Source organism: Lentzea sp. NPDC037011 (genome assembly GCF_055607425.1).
Genome location: NZ_JBVJRT010000006.1, coordinates 480,809 through 500,705 on the forward strand (window position 1 = coordinate 480,809; position 19,897 = coordinate 500,705).

Below are 19,897 nucleotides of genomic sequence, written 5' to 3' on the forward strand. Positions count from 1 at the left end.
TCATCACATCCGGAAGACGCCGAAGCCGTCGGCGCCCCTGATCGGTCCGCTGTGGACAGCGGAGAGGCAGATGCCGAGCACGGTCCTGGTGTCGCGCGGGTCGATCACGCCGTCGTCGTAGAGCTTGCCGGACAGGAACGGTGCGAGGGACTGCTCCTCGATCTGCGCTTCCACCATGGTGCGCATGGCGGCGTCGTGCTCCTCGTCGTACTCCTGGCCCTTCGCGATCGCGGCCTGCCGTCCCACGATCGACAGCACGCCGGCGAGCTGGGCGGGGCCCATGACGGCGGACTTGGCGTTGGGCCAGGTGAACAGGAACCGCGGGTCGTAGGCGCGGCCGCACATGCCGTAGTTGCCCGCGCCGTAGCTGGCGCCCATGGTGATGGTGAGGTGCGGGACCCGGCTGTTGGACACCGCGTTGATCATCATCGAGCCGTGCTTGACGATGCCGCCCTGCTCGTACTGGGCGCCGACCATGTAGCCCGTGGTGTTCTGCAGGAAGACCAGCGGCGTGTCGCTCTGGTTGGCGAGCTGGATGAACTGGGTGGCTTTCTGCGACTCCTCGCTGAAGAGCACGCCGCGGGCGTTGGCGAGGATGCCGACCGGGTAGCCGTGCACGCGCGCCCAGCCGGTGACGAGGCTGGTGCCGTACAGCGGTTTGAACTCGTCGAACTGCGAGCCGTCGACGAGCCGGGCGATGACCTCGCGCGGGTCGAACGGGACGCGCTGGTCCTCGGAGACGAGGTCGAGGATGCTGTCGGCGTCGTACAGGGGTTCGACGACGGCGGCCGGTTCCGGTCCCTGCTTGCGCCAGTTGAGGCGGGCGACGACGCGGCGGGCGAGGCGGATCGCGTCGACCTCGTCCTCGGCCACGAAGTCGGCGAGCCCGGACGTGGTGCCGTGCATGGTGGCGCCGCCGAGCGACTCGTCGTCCGCGTCCTCCCCGGTGGCCATCTTGACCAGCGGCGGGCCGCCGAGGAACACCTTGGAGCGGTCCTTGACCATGATCACGTAGTCGGACAGGCCCGGCACGTACGCGCCGCCGGCCGTGGCGTTGCCGAAGACCGCGGTGATCGTGGGAACTCCGGCCGCGCTCAGCCGGGTGAGGTCGCGGAACGCCCGGCCGCCGGGGATGAAGATCTCGCTCTGCGTCGGCAGGTCGGCACCGCCGGACTCGACGAGGCTGACCACCGGCAGCCGGTTCTGCAGTGCGATGTCGTTGGCCCGCAGGCTCTTGCGCAGCGTGTACGGGTTGCTGGACCCGCCGCGCACGGTCGGGTCGTTGGCGACGACCACGCACTCGACGCCCTCGACCCGGCCGATGCCGGTGACCACGGACGCGCCGACGGGGAAGTCGGTGCCCCAGGCCGCGAGCGGTGACAGCTCCAGGAACGGGCTGTCCTCGTCGAGGAGCAGCTCGACGCGTTCGCGTGCGAGGAGCTTGCCGCGCCGGTGGTGCCGTTCGACGTACTTCGGCCCACCTCCGGCGAGCGCTTTGGCGTGCTCGGCGTCCAGCTGCGCGATCTTCGCGAGCAGCGCCTCCCTGTTGCCCATCAGGCGAACCCCAATCGTCGTGCCGCGAGCTCGGTCATCACCTCGCTCGCACCTCCCCCGATGCCGAGGATGCGGGCGTCCCGGTAGTGGCGCTCCACTTCGGACTCCCGCATGTAGCCCATGCCGCCGTGCAGCTGCACGGCCTCGTCGACGACCTTGGCGCACGCGTCGACGGCGGCGTTCTTCGCGAAGCAGACCTCGGTGACGCAGTCCTCGCCGCGGTCGATCCTGGCCGCGACCTCGCGCGTGTAGGTCCGCGCCAGCTCGACCTCCTGCGCCATGTGGGCGAGCTTGTGCCGCACCACCTGGTTCTTGATGAGCGGTTTGCCGAACGTCGTGCGGTTGCGCACCCATTCGACGGTGAGGTCGAGGGCGCGCTGGGCCGTGGCGTAGGCCTCGACCGCCATGGTGACGCGTTCGACCTGGAACTGCTGCATGATCAGCGCGAACCCCTGGTTCTCCTCGCCGACCAGGTTCGCCACCGGTACCCGCACGTCGTCGAAGTGCAGCTCGGCGGTGTCGCTGCAGTGCCAGCCCATCTTGTCGAGCCTGCGGCGGGTGAACCCGTCCTCGACCACGAGCAGCGAGATGCCCTGGTAGCCCTCGCCGCCGGTGCGCACGGCGGTCGTGACGAAGTCCGCGCGGCACCCGGAGGTGATGAACGTCTTGGCGCCGTTGACGACGTAGTGGTCACCGTCCCTGACCGCGCGGGTCGTGATCGCGGCGACGTCCGACCCGGCGCCGGGTTCGGTGACGGCGAGGCTGCCGATCTTCTCGCCGCGGATGGCGGGCCGCGCGAACCGTTCGATCAGGTCTTCGTCGCGCGACTGCCAGATGTGCGGGATCGCGATGCCGAGCGTGAACAACGCCGCCATCAACCCCGACGAGCCGCCGTTCTGGATGATCTCCTCGGTGAGCACGACCGAGTCGAGCAGGTCGCCGTGCTCGAACCCGATGCCGAGCAGGCCGAGCTCCGCCGCCTTGCGGTGCAGCTCGCGCGGGACCTCGCCGTCGCGCTCCCACCGGTCGAGGTGCGGCACGACCTCCTTGCGCGTGAAGTCGCGGACGAGCTCCCTGAGCTCCTTCCGCTCGTACAGGTCCTTCGTGATCACAGGAGCTCCTCCGGGATCTCGACTTCCCTGCTGCGCAACCACTCGCCCAGGGCCTTGGCCTGCGGGTCGAACCGGGTGCCGCTGGCCACGCCCTCGCCGAGCAGGCCGTGCAGCACGAAGTTGAGCGCCTTGAGGTTCGCCAGCTCGTACCGCGTGACCGCACCGGCCTCGGGCAGCAGCTCCTTGAGCCGGTCCGCGGTGAGCGTCTCCGCCAGCCACGCGTACTGCGCTTCCGTGCGCACCCACACACCGATGTTGGCGTCGCCGCCCTTGTCTCCGCTGCGGGCGCCGGCGATGGTGCCCAGTGGCCGCTTCACAGGACCACCGCCTTCGGGCTGACCTCACCACGGTGCACGTACGCGGCCCGGTAGACGCCGAACGGCGTGCCGTCACTCGGCGGCGCCGTGACGTGGAAGCCGGGGTAGCTGCCCAGCGCGAGCTCGACCGCCGCCCGGCTGAACGCCTTGGCCCGCTTCGGGTCCGCGGTCTTGACCACGACGTGCAGGAGCGCGCTGGCCTGCTCCTCGGTGGCGGCGTCGGGCCGGTCGGTCCTGGCCAGCGTCCAGGTGAGGTCCTGCTCGCCGATCCGCCGGTGCAGCTGTTCCCTGACCAGCTCCGCCTTCTGCTCGACGTCGAGTCCGGTGAGGACGAACGTGGTGCCGTTGCGGAACCCGCCGAGCGTGTTGAGGCACACCTTGAGCGTGTCCGGCGGAGGGCTGCCCCTGGTGCCGCTGATCTCGACACCGCGCGGGGTTTCCTGGAGCCGGACGGTGTCGAAGTGCGTGGTGACGTCCGGCCCGAGGTACTGCGGCGCGCCGATCTCGTAGAGCAGCTGGGCCGTGACGGTGTCCACGGTGACCGCACCGCCCGTGCCGTCGTGCTTGGTGATCAGGCTGCTGCCGTCCTCGCGCACCTCGGCGATGGGAAAGCCGGGGTGCGTCGCGTCGATCTCGGTGAAGAACGAGTAGTTGCCGCCGGTGGCCTGCGTGCCGCACTCCAGCACGTGCCCGGCGACGGTGGCGCCGGCGAGCCGGTCCCAGTCGCCGCGCCCCCACCCGAAGTGCGCCGCGGCCGGCCCCACGACGAGGCTCGCGTCCGTGACCCGGCCGGTGACCACGACCTGCGCACCCTGCGTCAAGCAGTCGGCGACCTCCCAGGCACCCAGGTAGGCGTTGGCGGTCAACGCCTCCGGGAACCGGTCCTTGAGGTCGTCGCCGGTGACGTACCCGACCCTGGTGTCCGGTGCGAGGTTCTTGAGCTTGCGCGCCAAGCCCTCGGGGTTCAGGCCGCCGGCGTTGGTGACGACCTTGACGCCCCGGTCGAGGGCGAGCGCCAGGCAGTCCTCCATCTGCCGCAGGAACGTCTTGGCGTAGCCCAGCTCCGCGTTCTTCACGCGGTCGCGGCCGAGGATCAGCATGGTGAGCTCGGCGAGGTAGTCGCCGGTGAGGACGTCGAGGTGACCGCCTTCCAGCTGTTCGCGGACCGCGGACAGGCGGTCACCGTAGAAACCGGAGGCGTTGCCGATGCGGATCACCGGGTGGCCGCCTGGGGGGCTTGACTTTGTGCGTTGCCGCGCCGCCTTGTGTTGCCGCACCCGCTCGCGTTGCTGAGCCCGCTCGCGTTGCCGAGATCGTGCGACCTGCGCCCGTGCGCGCCCGCCGGTCTCACCGACCCGCACACGTCCACACGCCCCGCAGCCCCGCGCCTGTCCGCGTTCGCAGAACCCGCCAACCTGCCCGCGTTCTCCATCCCCGCTCGCGTCCCAGCGCTCACCGCCCGCCTCCGGGCGGCCCGGCGAACGCCTGCGCGATCGGCACCCACTCCTGCGCCACCGGCCCGACGGCCTCGATCTTCAGCTGCTCGCGGTTGCGCCGCTGCGTCACCAGGAACGCGAAGTCCAGCGCCGGCCCCGTGACCCGGTTCTCCGCGTCCTGCGGGCCCCACGTCCACACCTCGCCGCCCGGCCCTTCGAGCTCGACGCGCACCTCCTGCTCGGGGGTGGCCTTGCCGTTGAGCAGGAAGGCGAAGCCCATGGTGCGCACGCCGATGTGGCAGACGTGCCGGATGCGCGCGGTCGGTTCGCGGGTGACGCCCAGGCCGTCGAACACGTCCTGGCCGTGCGCCCAGGTCTCCATGATCCGCGCGGTCGCCATCGAGGCGGGGCTCATCGGCGGGCCGAACCACACGATCTTGCCGCCGGCTGCGGCGAGGTGCTCCCGCAGTGCGCGGCGGCTGTCGCGCCACAGGTCCAGCAGGTCCGGCAGGGCCGCCGCCTCGGCCGCGGTGCGGTCGACGATGTCCGGGGTCAGGGGTTGCGCCTGGAACGCCTCCGGGTCCGTGATCGCGAGGACCGCGGCCTTGTCCGTCCACATGAGATGGCCGATCTGGTGGCCGACGGTCCAGCCCTCGGCCGGTGTCGGCGTGGTCCAGTCCGCGTGCCTCGTCACGAGCTCGTCGAGCTCACGCGACTCGGCGTCGAGGTCGGCCAGCAGTTCCGTGATCACAGCTGCTCCTCCAGCATCCTCGCCCAGTACCGCACGACGTGGGCACGCCGTTTGGTGTCGTCGCCGAGCTGGTTCGCCAGTGCCAGGCCGCGGACCAGGTCCAGGGTTGCCTGCACGGCGTCCTTCACGCCCGGCTTGGTGTCGTCGGCGTCGAGCAGTTCCAGTGCCAGGCCGTAGACCTCGCGGCCCAGCCGCGCCTGCAGCTGGAGCACCTGCTCGCGCAGCTCGGGGTCCGTTCGCGCGGCCACCCACAGTTCGAGGGCCGCGGTGAACAGGTCGCTCGCGTGGAAGTCCGCGATCAGCTCCACCACCGCGTGCGTGCTCTTCTCGGCGACGGCCGCCCGGCTCTTCAGCGCCTCGACGCTTTCCGCGCCCACGTGCTCGACCGCCGCCGCCACCAGCTCGCCGCGGGTGCGGAAGTGGTGCAGCTGGGCGCCGCGGGACACGCCGGCGCGTTCGGCGACCACCGTGGTCGTGGTGCCGGACCAGCCGTGCTCGACCAGGCACTCGACGGTGGCCTCCATCAGCTTCCGCTTGGTCTCGCGGGTGCGGTCGGCTTGCCGCTGCCTCGTCTCCACGGGTCCGAGTGTTCCGGGCCACAAACAAACAGTCAAGCCTGCTTGTAAATGTCCTCACCTCACCTCCTCTCCTCCACATCTGCCGCCCCCACCCGCGTTTCCTCCTTGCGGGGGAGGGCGGGGAGCGGATCCGGACATGAAGAAGACGGGCGCAGGCGTGAATCCGGACAAGCTTCACCCGTCGGAGTGACGAGACCAGGCATGAGCAGCGGAAATGAGAGGCGTTCGACGAGCGCGGAAACAGTCCGTACAATGTACGGTATGTCGTACGAAGAGGTGCAGGACTGGTTCACGCGGTGGGACGCGCTCGCCGTCGCGGGTGAGGTCGAGAAGATGGCCGACATGGCCCTGTTCCCCATCAACACGGTCACCGACGGGTCCGCGGTGACGTGGGACCGCGAGCGGTTCATCCAGGAGATGGGCGCGCAGGTCGGGGGCGGTGAGGTGCAGATGGAGTCGACCAGGACGCCGCACTTCATCAACGACAACCTGGTGTTCGTGATCACCGACGGCACGATCAACGGGGCCGTGGTGCGGTACGGCGACCTGCTGGTGAAGGTCGGCGACGAGTGGAAGTTCCAGACCATGGTCCAGGGCGGCTGGGCCTAGCCACCGCCCGGAGCGACGGTCGGGGGAACGGCGTGGCGGGCGACATCGGCGCCCGCCACGCAGTGCACCTGCGGGAACCTGGGGCGTCCGAACGGTCAAGCCGGCCTGAGCCGGAGCGAGGAGAGGACCACCCTGGGGAAGAGGGTGCGTCCACAAAGCTGTCAAACAGAGGTCAAAACAGGATCAGAGCAGGGTGAGCTGGTCCTGGTCCACGCGCGGCGCCGGCACGCCCACCGGCAGACTGCCGTCGGGCCACACGCCGTCGTCGTCACCGGGCACCCCGGTGACGGCGTCCGCGGCACGACCGCGGGGCGCCAGGCCGTGCTTCTCGATCAACGGCGTCACGCGCGCGGTCAGCCGCCTGCGGTAGCCGCGGTCCACATAGGACCCGTTGCCGTACAGGTGCCGGTACGTCTCGATCAGGTCCGGGTGTTCGCGCCGCAACCAGGCCGCGAACCACTCGCGAGCGCCCGGACGCAGGTGCAGCGGCAGCACGGTCACGCCGGTGGCGCCGGCGTCGGCGATCTGCTCCAGCAGGAAGTCCAGCTGTTCCACCGAGTCCGTCAGCTCCGGCAGCACCGGGGCCACGAACACACCGCACGGCAGCCCGGCCTCCCGCACCTTGCGCACGAGGTCGAGGCGCGCGGCCGGCGTCGGCGTGCCGGGTTCGAGGGACCGGTGCAGGTCGCGGTCCAGCAACGCGAGCGACACGCCGATGCCGACCGGCACCACCTCCGATGCCGCGACCAGCAGGGGGAGGTCGCGGGCCAGGAGGGTGCCCTTCGTCAGGATCGAGAAGGGCGTGCGGGACGCGGTCAGCGCCTCGATGATCCCTGGCATCAAGGCGTACCGGCCCTCCGCGCGCTGGTACGGGTCGGTGTTGGTGCCCAGTGCGACGTGCTCCTGCTTCCACTTCGGGGACCGCAGCTGCCGGGACAGCACCTCGGGGGCGTTGACCTTCACGACCAGCTGGCTGTCGAAGTCGGTGCCGCTGTCGAGGTCGAGGTAGGAGTGCGTCTTGCGGGCGAAGCAGTTGTGCGACACGACGCCGTTGGCGATGAAGTCACCGGTGCCGGTGGTGACGTCGTAGAGCGGCATCTCGCCGAGCTCCTCGACGGCCACGACGCCGAGTGGTTGCTGCGACTTGATCGCGACGCCGTCGATGTCGCGCTTGCGGGTGATCGCCGGGTCGACGAGGTGGAAGAACCGCAGGTTCTCGCGCAGGCCGCCGCGCAGGCGCACGACCCGCACGCCGCGGCGGCGGCGCAGCTCCTCGATCGCGAAGTCGAAGTGGAAGTGCTTGAGCGCCAGGCAGATCGCCTCGACGACGGTGGCGTTGCGGGTGGACATGCGCAAGATGCTGCGCGAGCAGGTGCCGAGGTAGTCGAACGCACCCGCGAGGAATCCCTTGAGCCAGTCGGGGTTCGGCGCTATCTGCCAGTGCGCTAGTTCGCGCACCTGGTGCAGAAATCCCCTCCCTTCTCGCACACCGAAGTAGTCGAGGTACTCGCGGGTGCGGTCCATGGCCTCGATGTCGGCCAGGGGGATGCGGAACTCGTGCTCGTCCTCGACCATGCCGCGCAGGTAGCCGCGGCGGTAGTCGTCGGTCACGGTGGGCTGCTCGACGAAGGCCCCCGTGCCCATGAGCTTGTTGCCGGTGGTGAGGTGCGGGCGGCGCCCGGTGCCGGCGGTCTCGCCGGTCACGTGCTTCCAGCCGCGGTCGGTCAGGAACCGGTGGTCGCCCGAGGCGACGACCGACGTGCCGTCCTCCAGCGTCAGGCGGTACGCGACCTTCTCGGTCTCCCAGTGCGCCAGCACGGTCGTGAGCTTGTAGCGCCGGTAGTTGCCGACGAGCTCGGTGCCGTAGATCTGGTCGCCCTCGCGCAGCTCGGACAACGGCCTGGTGCGCCCGTCCGCCATGAGGATCGGCGTGTCACCGGCCATGCAGTAGGTGCAAGCGTGCGAACACCCCCGGTACGGGTTGACGGTCCACGAGAAGGGCAACGACGAACCCGGTACCCCGTTCAGCACGGATTTGGCGCGGACCTCGTGGAACACCACGTCCGCGAACTCAGGAGTTCGTACGCTGCGCACCAGTCCCGGTAGCCCCGGTAGTGCCTGTTGCGGCTCTGCCTCGAGTTTCTGCCCGTCCCATCGCACACCTCGATTCGAACACATGTTCGAACAGCGGTCAAGGAGAGCACGTGTCACCCATTGAGGTTGCAGGCTTCGTCACCGGAGCACTGTGCGTGTGGCTGGTCGCCCGCCAGAACCCGTGGAACTGGCCCATCGGGATCGCCAACAACATCGCGTTCTTGGTGCTGTTCTGGGGAAGCGGGCTCTACGCGGACTCCGGGCTGCAGGTCGTCTTCATGGCGCTGGCGGTCTACGGGTGGTGGGCGTGGGTGCGCGGCGGGGAGCGGCACAGCACGTTGGAAGTCAGCCGCACGACCATGAACCAGTGGATCGCCCTCGCAGTCACAGGAGTCGCAGGAACCGCTCTGCTGCACTGGGTTCTCATCAGTTTCACGCAGTCGACGGTGCCGTTCTGGGACGCCGTCACGACCGTCCTGTCGTTGCTCGCCACCTGGGGGCAGGCGCGCAAGAAGGTCGAGAGCTGGTGGCTGTGGATCGCGGCCGACGTCGTCTACGTGCCGCTGTACGCGTACAAGGAGCTGTACCTGACGGCGGTGTTGTACGTGGGGTTCATGGTGCTGTGCGTGCTGGGGTTGCGGAGCTGGTCGAAGGACCTGAAGAGCGAGGTGCCCGCGTGAAGGAGTTCCGCCACGCCCTCGTGCTGGGCAAGTTCTACCCACCGCACAACGGCCACCACCACCTGGTCGAGACGGCGGCGGCCCGCAGCGAGCGCACCACGGTCACGGTGCTCGCGGCGTCCACAGAGGCCATACCGCTCGCACACCGGGTCGAGTGGATGACCGAACACCACCGGTATACCGACGGTGTACGCGTTGTCGGCGACCTGGACGACCACCCCATGGACTTCGACGACGACCACGTCTGGTCGCTGCACGTCGAGCTCACCAAGGCGGTGCTGGCCAGACGCGCCATCGCCGACGGGGAACCCGGCGGGGCTCCGGTCGACGTCGTGTTCTCCAGCGAGAAGTACGGCGAGGAGCTGGCGCGCCGGCTCGGTGCCGAGCACGTCCTGGTGGACCTCGACCGCACCACGCACGCCGTGTCGGGCACCGCGGTGCGCGCGGACCCGCTCGGCAACTGGCACCACCTCTCCCCCGCCACCCAGCGCGGCCTGGCCCGCCGCGTCGTCGTCCTGGGCGCGGAGAGCACCGGCACGACCACCCTGTCGAGGCAGCTGGCCGAGCACTTCGGGGCGCCCTGGGTGCCCGAGTACGGCCGCGAGCACACCGAGCACAAGCTCAGCGCCGCACGGGCGTTCAACCCTGCGGCCACTGTGGACGATCTGGTGTGGACGCTGGGCGACTTCGACGACGTGGCGCGCGAGCAGGAACGCCGCATCCGGGCCGAGACGGCGCCGCTGGTGATCGCGGACAACGACGCGTTCGCCGCGACCGTCTGGGGAGAGCGCTACCTCGGTTTCCGGCCGGAGGTCCACCAGGGCACCCGGCCGCACCTGTACCTGCTGACCGACCACGTCGGTGTTCCGTTCGAACAGGACGGCTGGCGCGACGGCGAGCACCTGCGGGAGTGGATGACGGGCGTGTTCGAACGCGAGCTGGCGCAGTGCGGCGTCGAGTGGCTGAAGGTGACCGAGGACCGGTTCGCCACGGCCGTCACGGTGGTCGAACGGCTGATGCGGCAGGATGTCACGCGTGGGTCACGGTCACGGGCATAGTCACTCGGCGGAACCGGCCTCGCGGCGCGTGCGGACGTTGCTGACGTGGCTGCTGGTGCCGTTGGTGCTGGCGACCGCGGTCGGCGCCCTGCTGCTCTACCCGTTCGGGCACGAACAGCGCACCGGCGCGCAGATCGGCCTGCACCAGAAGCCGGTGGACGCGGTCGTCACGGGCGTGCAGGACGGCGTGTGCGGGGAGAACTGCACCGCGGTGACCGTGCGGATGTCCGACGGGGACGCGAGCGGGCAGAGCGTCACGATCCCGAACCTGCGCGGGGCGGGTGCGCCGCGCTACCAGACCGGCGACGAGGTGGTGCTGTCCTATTCGGGCAGTCAGCCGCAGGCGGCGGAGTCGTACCAGATCGTCGACTTCCAGCGCGGCTGGTCGCTCGTGCTGCTGGCGGTGCTGTTCGCGGCCGCCGTGCTGCTGCTGGGCCGGTGGAAGGGGCTCGCGGCGCTCGGTGCGCTGCTGCTGAGCTTTGTGGTGCTGGTGCTGTTCGTGCTGCCGGCGATCCTGGCAGGCGAGAACCCGCTGATGGTGGCGGTCGTCGGCGCCGGGCTGATCATGTTCGTGGTGCTGTACCTGTCGCACGGCGTCTCCGCGAGAACGTCCACGGCGGTCCTCGGCACGCTCGTGAGCCTGGTGCTGATCGGCGTGCTGGGCGCGGTGTTCTCGTGGGCGGCGCAGCTGACCGGCCTCGACGAGGACACGATCAACCTCGTCACGGTGCTGGGCACCGACATCGACACGCGCGGGCTGCTGCTCGCGGGCACGATCATCGGCGCGCTGGGCGTGCTCGACGACGTGACCGTGACGCAGACCAGCGCGGTGTGGGAGCTGCGGCGCGCCAACGACCGGCTGACCTGGCGCGAGCTGTTCGCCGCCGGGTCGCGGATCGGGCGCGACCACATGTCGTCGGTCGTGAACACGCTCGTCATGGCCTACGCGGGCGCGGCGCTGCCGTTGCTGCTCGCGATCTCGCTGGCCGGGCGGTCGATGGGCGAGATCCTCACGGCGCAGCAGATCGCCCAGGAGATCGTGCGGACGCTCGTCGGCAGCATCGGCCTGGTCGCGGCGGTGCCGGTGACGACGGCGCTGGCCGCGCTCGTCGCGGTGCGCCAGGAGGTCGCCCCCGCCGCGGCCCCGGACCCCGAACCCGAGCCGGAACCCGAACCCGAGCCTGTGAAGCGCGCGAAGCCCGCGACGGAACCGGCTCCGGAACGAGCGGTGCGGCCCGCGCGCGCCCGGATCGAGGGCGACCTCTACGGCTACGACCCCGACAAGGGGCCGTGGGTGCGCCCTAGTGGGCGAGCAGCACGAAGAGCAGCGTCAGAACGCCCGGTACCACCTGCACGAAGAAGATCTTCCGGCTCGCCGTGAACGTGCCGTAGACGCCGGCGACGATCACGAACACGGTGAACAGCACGGACGCGCCGAAGTCTTGCCGGACGAGCGCGTAGATGAGACCGGCGGCCAGGAAGCCGTTGTAGAGGCCCTGGTTCGCCGCGAGCGACTTCGACGCCTCGGCGAACTCCGGCGTGAGACCGAAGGCCTTGCGGCCGCGCGGTGTTGTCCAGAGGAACATCTCCAGCACCACGATGTAGATGTGGATCAGCGCCACGAGGGCCATCAAGATGTTCGCGATAACCTGCACTTACGTCCTCCTCTGGAGCGGCATGCCCGGTGAGAGGATAGAGCAGTGGGAAGACAGCGGCCCGAGGCAGAAGCGATCACCGAGTCGATCGACTCCGGAGTGGCCGAACTGGTGCCCGAGGTGGGGAGCCGGAGCTCGTGGACGTTGCGCGTCAACGGAACTCCGCAGTCCCATGTGGACCTCGACGACCCGACGTACCTGGAGTTCGAGTACGTCCGCCGGCTGGGCCACGTGGTCGACCTCATCGCACCCGCCCGCGTGCTGCACCTCGGTGGTGGCGCCCTCACGCTCGCCCGCTACGTCGCGGCGACGGTGCCGCGCTCGACCCAGCAGGTCGCGGAGATCGACGCGGGCCTGATCGCGTTCATCCGCCGCGAGCTGCCGCCACCGCCGCGGGTGAAGATCACCACTGGGGACGCGCGGGCGGTGCTGGCCCGGTCCCGGCCCGGTTCGTTCGACCTGATCGTGTCGGACTGCTTCGCGGGGGCGCGCACACCGGCGCACCTGACGTCGGTCGAGTACGTGCGGCAGGCGTCGGCGGCGCTGGCCGATGACGGCGTCTACGCGGCGAACATCGGTGACGGCAATGGCCTGCAGTTCGCACGGGCGCAGTGCGCGACCGTGCGCGCGGTGTTCGAACATGTCTGCGTGCTCGCCGAACCGGGTGTGTTCCGGGGCCGGCGGTTCGGGAACTTCGTGATCTTCGCGTCGCACACCGGTCTGCCGATGCAGCAGCTGACCCGTGCGACGGCGAGCGACCCGTTCCAGGGCCGGGTGGAGCACGGGACGGGGCTGACGAAGTTCATCGGCGGCGCACCCGTGACGACAGACGCGACGGCGACGCTGTCACCAGCGCCGCCGTCCGGCCTCTGGGGCACCTGACCCTTCCAGCCCTGCCGTGAAGCGGTCCGCCGAGCAACCGTTCACCCACAGGAGCCCCACCAGCCTCACTTCAACGCACGCGGGGAGCTTTCGTGCACCAGAAGCGAACGAAAGGGCCCCGCGTGCGAAGAACAAGGCGGAGGGGCTAGTCGAGCGAGGTCACGAACTTCGACACGGCGTCCGGGTGCAGCTTCTGCGCCATCCGCCCCGCCGGGGCGAGCGACCCGAGCCGGTACAGCGGCCGGTCGGCCGGGGCCACCCCACGGGCTTCAGCGCGCAGCTGGGCGACCAGCAGCTCCGAGAACACCAGCCCCGGGGTGTCGCCGCGGCCCGCCAGCGTGTCCGCGAGCCGCCGCAGCTGGTAGATGCCCAGCTCACGGCCGCCGACACCGGAGTACATCGACAGGGCGACGTTGATCGCCTTCTTGCCGCCGCGCACGAACAGGCCGACGGTGCGAGCGCCGCGCAGGTCGGTGACCAGCAGGTCCAGCCCGTCGGCGGTGTTCAGGTCGACGGTGCGGGTGCCGAACGCACGGACGTGCACCGAGCTGCCCTCCAGCCACACCGTGCGGCGGGCCTCGGACATGGCCAGCAGCACGACCGGCAGCGACACGACCAGGAACGTGATCACGCCGGCCCAGCGACCGCCGATGAAACCGACGATCGCGCCGAAGGCCAGCGCCACCATGAAACCGCCGATCGCGACCATGCGGGCGCGTTTGCGGACGGTCACCTTGTCGAGCAGGTCCAGGGAGAGCTTGTCGTCGGCGCTCACAGGGCGGTCCGCACCGCCTCGACCACGTCGGTCAGCGCCACGGACACCTGCTCGCCCGTCGCCAGCGTCTTCACGCCGATGGTGCCCGCCTCCAGGTCGCGTTCGCCCAGCACGAGCGCGAGCCGCGCACCGGACCTGTCGGCGGCCTTGAATCCCGCCTTCATCGACTTGCCGCCGTAGACGAGGTCCGTGCGGATGCCGGCCGCGCGCAGCTCACCGGCGACCGCGACCAGGCGGGCCCGCGCGGGCTCGCCCAGCGGAACGCCGATCACGTCGACGCGGCTGAGCTCCGGCAGCACGCCCTCGGCCTGCGCCGCCAGCAGCGCCCGGTCGACGCCCAGGCCGAAGCCGACACCGGAGAGCTCCTGACCACCGAGCTGCGCCATCAGGCCGTCGTAGCGGCCACCGCCGCCGATGCCCGACTGCGCGCCCAGCCCGTCGTGCACGAACTCGAACGTCGTCTTCGTGTAGTAGTCGAGGCCGCGGACCATGCGCGGGTTCTCGACGAACTTCACGCCCAGCTCGGTCAGGTAGCCCTTCACGAGCTCGTAGTGCTCACGGCACGCGTCGCACAGGTGGTCCACCATCAGCGGTGCCTCGGCGACCAGGGCGCGCACCTCCGGCCGCTTGTCGTCGAGCACGCGCAGCGGGTTCAGCTCGGCCCGCTGACGGGTCGGTTCGTCCAGCGGCAGCGTCGCCAGGAACCGCTGCAGCAGCTCGCGGTACGCCGGGCGGCAGTGCGCGTCGCCCAGCGACGTCAGCTCCAGCCGGTAGCCGGTGAGGCCGAGCGCGCGGAAGCCCGCGTCGCCGACGGCGATGACCTCGGCGTCGAGCGCCGGGTCGTCCACGCCGACCGCCTCGATGCCGACCTGGTGGAACTGCCGGTACCGGCCTGCCTGCGGAGCTTCGGCGCGGAAGAACTGGCCCGCGTAGTAGAGCTTCACCGGCAGCGGGCCGCGGTCGAGGCTGTGCTCGATCACGGCCCGCATCACGCCCGCGGTGCCCTCGGGGCGCAGCGTGATGGAGCGGTCGCCGCGGTCGGTGAAGGTGTACATCTCCTTCGTGACCACGTCGGTCGACTCGCCGACGCCGCGCGCGAACAGCGCGGTGTCCTCGAAGACGGGCAGCTCGACGTAGCCGTAGCCCGCGAGCTCGGCCGCGCGGGTGAGCGTCGACCGGACGTGCGTGAACGCGGCGGACGTCGGCGGGATGTAGTCGGGAACGCCTTTGGGAGCGGAAAACACGTGTCTCAGAGTCCTCGGTGCGGGGCGGCCGGAGCGTCTCGCAGCTGAACCAGGTAGGGGTTCGTCGCGCGCTCGCGGCCAATGGTCGTCGTCGGTCCGTGGCCGGGCAGCACCACCGTGTCGTCGGGCAAGGTCAGGACCTTGTCCTGCAGGGACGACAGCATGCGGGAGTGGTCGCCGCCAGGCAGGTCGGTGCGTCCGATGGAGCCGGCGAAGAGCGTGTCACCCGAGATCACGAGGCGACCGCCCTCCTGCGCGCCGGACCGGAACATCACCGACCCGCCGGTATGGCCAGGGGTGTGGTCGACGGTGATCTTCAGCCCGGCCAGGTCGAGCTCGGCTCCGTCGTCGAGGGTGCGCACCTCGGAGGGTTCGCGCATCTCCAGGTTGCCGCCGAAGAACGCGGCCGACTCGCGGCTGATGCCCTTCAGCGGGTCGGAGAGCATGGCGACGTCGTCCGGGTGGATGTAGGCCGGGACGTCGTTGCCGTCGCAGACCGGCGTCACGGAGAACGTGTGGTCGAAGTGACCGTGCGTGAGCAGCACGGCGACCGGTGCGAGCCGGTGCTCGCGCAGTGCCTGCTCGATCGGCTCGACCGCGTCCTGACCGGGATCGATGATCACGCAGGGCTCACCCTCACCGGTCGCCAGGACGTAGCAGTTCGCCTGGAGCGCACCGGTCGGGAACCCGATCACGAGCACGAGAATGACCTCCCTAGTCCCCGACAGCGTAACCACTACACAAAGGTCATATGCCCAGGCCCTAGACTCCCGAGCCGACCGCCCTATTCGCATGAGTCCCTGGGGAGGGAGCACGTGCCCACCAACGAGCAGCGACGCGCGAACGCCAAGCGCAAGCTTGAGCGTCAGATGGTGTACCGCCAGGAGCGGGCCAAGAAGCGTCGCATCATCGCCGTCATCTCGACGGTCGTCGTTGTTGCGCTCGTCGGAGCCGGCGTGTGGTTCCTCTCCACGCACGACTTCGGCAACGGTGACGCGGAGGCGTCGGAGACCCCGCAGCAGGAGTCGGTGGACAAGGCGGAGAACATCCCCACCGCGCTGCACGCCGTCCCGAAGCGCCCCACCCCGCTGCCGGAGAAGGTGAGCTGCGAGTACACCAAGGGCACCGAGCCGGCGGCCAAGGAGAACACGATCCCGGCGAACGGCGAGCAGCCCGCCACCGGCACCGTCGGCGTCACGCTGGGCACGTCGATCGGCGACCTGAAGTTCAACCTGGACCGGTCGATGGCGCCGTGCACGGTGAACAACTTCGTGACCCTGGCGAAGCAGAAGTACTTCGACAACACCACCTGCCACCGGCTCGTGGTGACCGGCATCCAGGTGCTGCAGTGCGGTGACCCGGCCGGTACCGGCACGGGCGGCCCCGGGTACACGTTCAAGGACGAGGTCTACCCGGAGATGACCTACGGCCGCGGCGTGCTGGCCATGGCGAACGCGGGCCCGGACACCAACGGTTCGCAGTTCTTCATCGTCTACGGCGACGGTTCGAACCTGCAGGCGAAGTACACGATCTTCGGCACGGTCGACGAGGAGTCGCTGAAGAAGATCGACGAGGTCGCGAAGACCGGTGCGATCTCGCAGACCCCCGGCCAGGGCGACGGCAAGCCGAAGACGCCGGTCGACATCAAGTCGGCGACGGTCGCGAACTAGTCCGCTCAGGTGCATTTCGCGCGCTAACTCTTCACACGCAGAAGCCCCCGGCCGATTCGGCCGGGGGCTTCTGCGTCTTCCCCGTGGTGCAACGATCTCAGGTGTCGCTGTCGTTTCGCTGACGCCCGATTTCACGGGCTCCCGGTGGTCAGGATCAGGACGCCGACGTGACGCGGTAGACGTCGTAGACGCCCTCCACGCTGCGGACGGCCTTCAGGACGTGCCCGAGGTGCTTCGGGTCGCCCATCTCGAACGAGAACCGGCTGACGGCCACCCGGTCGCGTGACGTGGTGACCGACGCCGACAGGATGTTCACCCGCTCGTCCGCGAGCACCTTCGTGACGTCGGAGAGCAACCGGTGCCGGTCGAGCGCCTCGACCTGGATGGCCACCAGGAACACCGACGAGGCCGACGGGGCCCACTCGACGTCCAGCAGCCGTTCCGGCGACTTCAGCAGCTCGTCGGCGTTCGTGCAGTCGGTCCGGTGCACGGACACGCCACCGCCGCGCGTGACGAACCCGAGGATGTCGTCGCCGGGCACCGGGGTGCAGCAGCGGGCGAGCTTCACCCACACGTCGCCCGCGTCCTTGACGATCACACCGGCGTCGCCGGTGGGGCGGCGGCGGGTGACCGTGGACGGGGTGGCGCGGTCGGCGAGCTCCTCCTCGGCGTGCTCGACACCGCCGAGCTGCGCGACGAGCCGTTGCACGACGTGGCGGGCCGAGGTGTGGCCCTCCCCCACCGCCGCGTACAGCGCGCTCATGTCCGGGTAGTGCAGCTCCTTGGCCAGGGCCTGCATGGAGTCGACGGAGACGAGCCGCTGGATCGGCAGACCGACGCGGCGCACCTCCTTGGTGATCGCCTCCTTGCCCTGCTCGATCGCCTCTTCCTTGCGCTCCTTGGCGAACCACTGCTTGATCTTCGCCTTGGCCCGCGGGGAGGCCACGAAGCTCAGCCAGTCGCGCGACGGGCCCGCACCCTCGGCCTTGGACGTGAAGATCTCGACGACCTCGCCGTTCTCGAGCTTGCGCTCCAGTGCGACGAGGCGGCCGTTCACGCGGGCGCCGATGCAGCGGTGGCCCACCTCGGTGTGGACGGCGTAGGCGAAGTCGACCGGGCAGGACCCGACCGGCAGCGTCTGCACGTCCCCCTTGGGGGTGAACACGAAGATCTCGCGGGCGGCGAGGTCCCAGCGCAGCCCTTCGAGGAACTCGCCGGGGTCGGCGGCCTCCCGCTGCCAGTCGAGGAGCTGGCGCATCCAGGCCATCTCGTCGATCTCGACGGACTTGCCGTTGTGCGTGCCCTTGGTCTCCTTGTACCGCCAGTGCGCCGCGATGCCGTACTCGGCGCGCTGGTGCATCTCGTGCGTGCGGATCTGCACTTCGAGGGGCTTGCCGTCGGGACCGATGACGGTCGTGTGCAGCGACTGGTAGACGCCGAACCGCGGCTGCGCGATGTAGTCCTTGAACCGGCCGGGCATCGGCTGCCACGCGGCGTGCACGACACCCATGGCGGCGTAGCAGTCGCGCACCTCGTCGACGAGGATGCGCACGCCCACCAGGTCGTGGATGTCGTCGAAGTCGCGGCCGCGGACGATCATCTTCTGGTTGATCGAGTAGTAGTGCTTGGGCCGGCCCTCGACCTTCGCGACGATCCGCGCCGTGTCGAGCTGCCCGTTGAGCTCCGCGACGACGGTCCGCAGGTACGTGTCGCGACTCGGCGCGCGCTTGGCGACCAGCCGCACGATCTCGTCGTACTTCTTCGGCTGCAGGATCGCGAACGCGAGGTCCTCCAGCTCCCACTTCACGGTCGCCATGCCCAGCCGGTGGGCCAGCGGCGCGAGCACCTCGAGGGTCTCGCGGGCCTTGCGGGCCTGCTTCTCCGGCGGCAGGAACCGCATGGTGCGCATGTTGTGCAGCCGGTCGGCGAGCTTGATGACCAGGACCCGCGGGTCCTTCGCCATCGCGATCACCATCTTGCGGATCGTCTCCGCCTCGGCCGCGGCCCCCAGCTTGACCTTGTCGAGCTTCGTGACGCCGTCGACCAGCCGGGCGACCTCCTCGCCGAAGTCCTCTTTCAGCTGGTTGAGCGAGTAGTCGGTGTCTTCCACCGTGTCGTGCAGCAGCGCGGCCACCAGCGTCGTGGTGTCCATGCCCAGCTCGGCGAGGATCGTCGCCACGGCGAGCGGGTGCGTGATGTACGGGTCGCCGGACTTGCGGCGCTGCGGGCGGTGCTTCTCCTCGGCGACGTCGTACGCGTGCTGCAGAAGCGCCAGGTCGGCCTTGGGATGGAGGTCACGGTGCACGGCGGCGAGAGGTTCGAGGACCTGCTTCACCGGGGCCGCACGTTGGGCGGTGATGCGCCGCGCCAGGCGGGCGCGCACACGCCGGGTAGCCGACGGTTGAACAACCGTCGCAGCGGGTTCGGTGTCTTGACTCAACCCCACGCTCCTCGGGTCTCGCGAGTACCGAGGATAACGCGTTCGCGCTGACAGAACTTCCGGTGGCGCGCTGAGCGGCACAGCTCACACGGTGAACGCTCGGGAAACTTCCGCTGGGCCGATCAGGCGACGCGGGCCAGGAAGGCGCGCCAGGCGTGGATCGTGAACACGAGCCGGTCACCGTTCGCGTTCTTCGAGTCGCGTACGCGGGCATCACCGCTCAGCGACACCTCAACGCACGCCGAACCTTCCTTGGGGCCGCTGTAGGTGCTCTTACGCCAAGCCCGTCCCTGAGTCATGCGGGTCCCTTCTCGGTCCGCTGACGTACTTCGCCAGCATGTTCCGCGATTGTTCCGCATCCAAAGCGTGCGTCTCAGCCACGCGAAGAACCTCTTGCCCTCTCTCACGACGGCAGGGTTCTGCGAGAACACCATCGCAACCTCGTTCTCGGTGTAGACCACGGGGTCTGCCTTGGCGAAGCTGAACAGCGTGCGCGCCGACCGCATCGTCAGGGTCACGCCCGCCGAGATCGGCATGATCCGCAGCACGTGCGTGTTGAAGAGCGCCTGCAGGTACTGGTCCTCCATGAGTGCTCGCGCAGCCGGCGCAGCTCGTCACCGAGGTCTCTGCTGCAAGCGGTGGAGGTAAGCGCAGCCATGTCTGGGGAAAGTACGGATTGCAGGCCATCCACGGACTTGCTCGTAAGGGTGAAAATGGTCCGGTGAGGACTTTCCTGTGGTGCGGTGCGATGAACGTCGTCTGGTTGCTCGCCATGGCGTACGGGGCCCTGCAGGAGGTCGGCCACTTCGACCAGCGCGCCCTGCTCGGCACGGGCACGGCGTGGGTGCTGGCGACGGTGGCGAGCTGGTCGTTGCTGCGGCGGTCGACGCGCAGGCACGCGGTGTGGGAGTACGCGGTGGTGACGGCGCCGGCCGCGCTGGTGGCGCTGGTGCTGGTCACGACCGGGGCGTGGTTCGTGTCGCCGCCGGGGCCGGGCAAGCCGCTCGCCTGATCCGCGCAACGTGAAAGGGCCCGGTGACCG

General features: G+C 69.8%; 18 protein-coding genes and 1 pseudogene. 7 read left to right on the forward strand and 12 right to left on the reverse strand.

What is annotated here, in order from left to right; all coding sequences use genetic code 11:
- Positions 1-3: 3 nt before the first annotated feature.
- From ACZ7CH_RS21430 to ACZ7CH_RS21450, 5 genes and pseudogenes are all read right to left on the reverse strand, one after another.
- Positions 4-1,554, reverse strand: a complete 1,551-nt coding sequence (locus tag ACZ7CH_RS21430; protein WP_360392276.1) for an acyl-CoA carboxylase subunit beta — start codon at positions 1,552-1,554, stop codon at positions 4-6.
- Positions 1,554-2,666 carry an acyl-CoA dehydrogenase family protein gene (locus ACZ7CH_RS21435; protein ID WP_470374671.1) on the reverse strand — a complete coding sequence of 371 codons (1,113 nt, stop codon included), beginning with the start codon at positions 2,664-2,666 and terminating at the stop codon, positions 1,554-1,556. Before ACZ7CH_RS21435 ends, ACZ7CH_RS21430 begins: the two co-directional genes overlap by 1 nt.
- Positions 2,663-4,200 (reverse strand): annotated as a pseudogene (locus ACZ7CH_RS21440) (acyclic terpene utilization AtuA family protein). Before ACZ7CH_RS21440 ends, ACZ7CH_RS21435 begins: the two are co-directional and overlap by 4 nt.
- Before the next feature lie 235 nt (positions 4,201-4,435).
- The gene (locus ACZ7CH_RS21445) at positions 4,436-5,170 is read right to left on the reverse strand and encodes a TIGR03084 family metal-binding protein (protein ID WP_470374672.1); all 735 of its coding nucleotides are present in this window, start codon (positions 5,168-5,170) and stop codon (positions 4,436-4,438) included.
- Entirely contained in the window at positions 5,167-5,694 is a 528-nt protein-coding gene (locus ACZ7CH_RS21450; RefSeq protein WP_458434350.1) for a TetR/AcrR family transcriptional regulator, read from the reverse strand. The genes ACZ7CH_RS21445 and ACZ7CH_RS21450 overlap by 4 nt, the downstream gene beginning before the upstream one ends.
- 315 nt (positions 5,695-6,009) lie before the next feature.
- On the opposite strand from ACZ7CH_RS21450, the gene ACZ7CH_RS21455 reads away from it, so the two are divergent.
- Positions 6,010-6,357 (forward strand): nuclear transport factor 2 family protein, encoded by a 348-nt coding sequence (locus ACZ7CH_RS21455; RefSeq protein WP_360392288.1) that lies wholly within the window; start codon positions 6,010-6,012, stop codon positions 6,355-6,357.
- Positions 6,358-6,540: 183 nt separating this feature from the next.
- Here ACZ7CH_RS21455 and ACZ7CH_RS21460 read toward each other — a convergent pair whose 3' ends face one another.
- Positions 6,541-8,535, reverse strand: a complete 1,995-nt coding sequence (locus tag ACZ7CH_RS21460) for an intein-containing Rv2578c family radical SAM protein (RefSeq protein ID WP_470374673.1) — start codon at positions 8,533-8,535, stop codon at positions 6,541-6,543.
- Positions 8,536-8,561: 26 nt separating this feature from the next.
- On the opposite strand from ACZ7CH_RS21460, the gene pnuC reads away from it, so the two are divergent.
- From pnuC to ACZ7CH_RS21475, 3 genes are read left to right on the forward strand one after another with little or no spacing between them, the layout of a single operon-like run.
- A complete protein-coding gene (gene pnuC, locus ACZ7CH_RS21465; RefSeq protein WP_360392293.1) occupies positions 8,562-9,131 on the forward strand; it encodes a nicotinamide riboside transporter PnuC in 570 nt (189 codons plus the stop codon).
- Positions 9,128-10,189 carry an AAA family ATPase gene (locus ACZ7CH_RS21470; protein ID WP_470374674.1) on the forward strand — a complete coding sequence of 354 codons (1,062 nt, stop codon included), beginning with the start codon at positions 9,128-9,130 and terminating at the stop codon, positions 10,187-10,189. Before pnuC ends, ACZ7CH_RS21470 begins: the two co-directional genes overlap by 4 nt.
- A gap of 28 nt (positions 10,190-10,217) precedes the next feature.
- The gene (locus ACZ7CH_RS21475; RefSeq protein ID WP_470374675.1) at positions 10,218-11,570 is read left to right on the forward strand and encodes a YibE/F family protein; all 1,353 of its coding nucleotides are present in this window, start codon (positions 10,218-10,220) and stop codon (positions 11,568-11,570) included.
- Here the strand turns inward: ACZ7CH_RS21475 and ACZ7CH_RS21480 are convergent.
- On the reverse strand, positions 11,491-11,844 hold the full coding sequence (locus tag ACZ7CH_RS21480) for a DUF1304 domain-containing protein (protein WP_360392301.1): 354 nt from the start codon (positions 11,842-11,844) through the stop codon (positions 11,491-11,493). The two genes, ACZ7CH_RS21475 and ACZ7CH_RS21480, sit on opposite strands and share 80 nt — an antisense overlap.
- Before the next feature lie 45 nt (positions 11,845-11,889).
- On the opposite strand from ACZ7CH_RS21480, the gene ACZ7CH_RS21485 reads away from it, so the two are divergent.
- Positions 11,890-12,726, forward strand: a complete 837-nt coding sequence (locus ACZ7CH_RS21485; protein WP_360392303.1) for a spermidine synthase — start codon at positions 11,890-11,892, stop codon at positions 12,724-12,726.
- Positions 12,727-12,871: 145 nt separating this feature from the next.
- Here the strand turns inward: ACZ7CH_RS21485 and ACZ7CH_RS21490 are convergent, their stop codons facing one another.
- The 3 genes from ACZ7CH_RS21490 to ACZ7CH_RS21500 are packed head-to-tail and all read right to left on the reverse strand — an operon-like array spanning position 12,872 to position 15,446.
- Positions 12,872-13,501 carry a hypothetical protein gene (locus ACZ7CH_RS21490; RefSeq protein ID WP_458430983.1) on the reverse strand — a complete coding sequence of 210 codons (630 nt, stop codon included), beginning with the start codon at positions 13,499-13,501 and terminating at the stop codon, positions 12,872-12,874.
- Positions 13,498-14,745: a histidine--tRNA ligase gene (gene hisS, locus ACZ7CH_RS21495; RefSeq protein ID WP_470370900.1), complete on the reverse strand. Its 1,248-nt coding sequence runs from the start codon at positions 14,743-14,745 to the stop codon at positions 13,498-13,500. The genes ACZ7CH_RS21490 and hisS overlap by 4 nt, the downstream gene beginning before the upstream one ends.
- Positions 14,746-14,750: 5 nt before the next feature.
- The gene (locus tag ACZ7CH_RS21500; RefSeq protein ID WP_458430981.1) at positions 14,751-15,446 is read right to left on the reverse strand and encodes an MBL fold metallo-hydrolase; all 696 of its coding nucleotides are present in this window, start codon (positions 15,444-15,446) and stop codon (positions 14,751-14,753) included.
- A gap of 114 nt (positions 15,447-15,560) precedes the next feature.
- Between ACZ7CH_RS21500 and ACZ7CH_RS21505 the strand changes: the two genes are divergently transcribed.
- Entirely contained in the window at positions 15,561-16,415 is an 855-nt protein-coding gene (locus tag ACZ7CH_RS21505; RefSeq protein ID WP_470370899.1) for a peptidylprolyl isomerase, read from the forward strand.
- 154 nt (positions 16,416-16,569) lie between these two features.
- Here the strand turns inward: ACZ7CH_RS21505 and ACZ7CH_RS21510 are convergent, their stop codons facing one another.
- Together ACZ7CH_RS21510 and ACZ7CH_RS21515 are read right to left on the reverse strand one after the other, a co-directional pair.
- Positions 16,570-18,855, reverse strand: a complete 2,286-nt coding sequence (locus tag ACZ7CH_RS21510) for a RelA/SpoT family protein (RefSeq protein ID WP_458430980.1) — start codon at positions 18,853-18,855, stop codon at positions 16,570-16,572.
- Positions 18,856-18,977: 122 nt separating this feature from the next.
- Entirely contained in the window at positions 18,978-19,442 is a 465-nt protein-coding gene (locus tag ACZ7CH_RS21515) for a DUF397 domain-containing protein (protein ID WP_470374676.1), read from the reverse strand.
- A gap of 161 nt (positions 19,443-19,603) precedes the next feature.
- On the opposite strand from ACZ7CH_RS21515, the gene ACZ7CH_RS21520 reads away from it, so the two are divergent.
- Positions 19,604-19,867 (forward strand): hypothetical protein, encoded by a 264-nt coding sequence (locus ACZ7CH_RS21520; RefSeq protein ID WP_470374677.1) that lies wholly within the window; start codon positions 19,604-19,606, stop codon positions 19,865-19,867.
- Positions 19,868-19,897 lie beyond the last annotated feature (30 nt).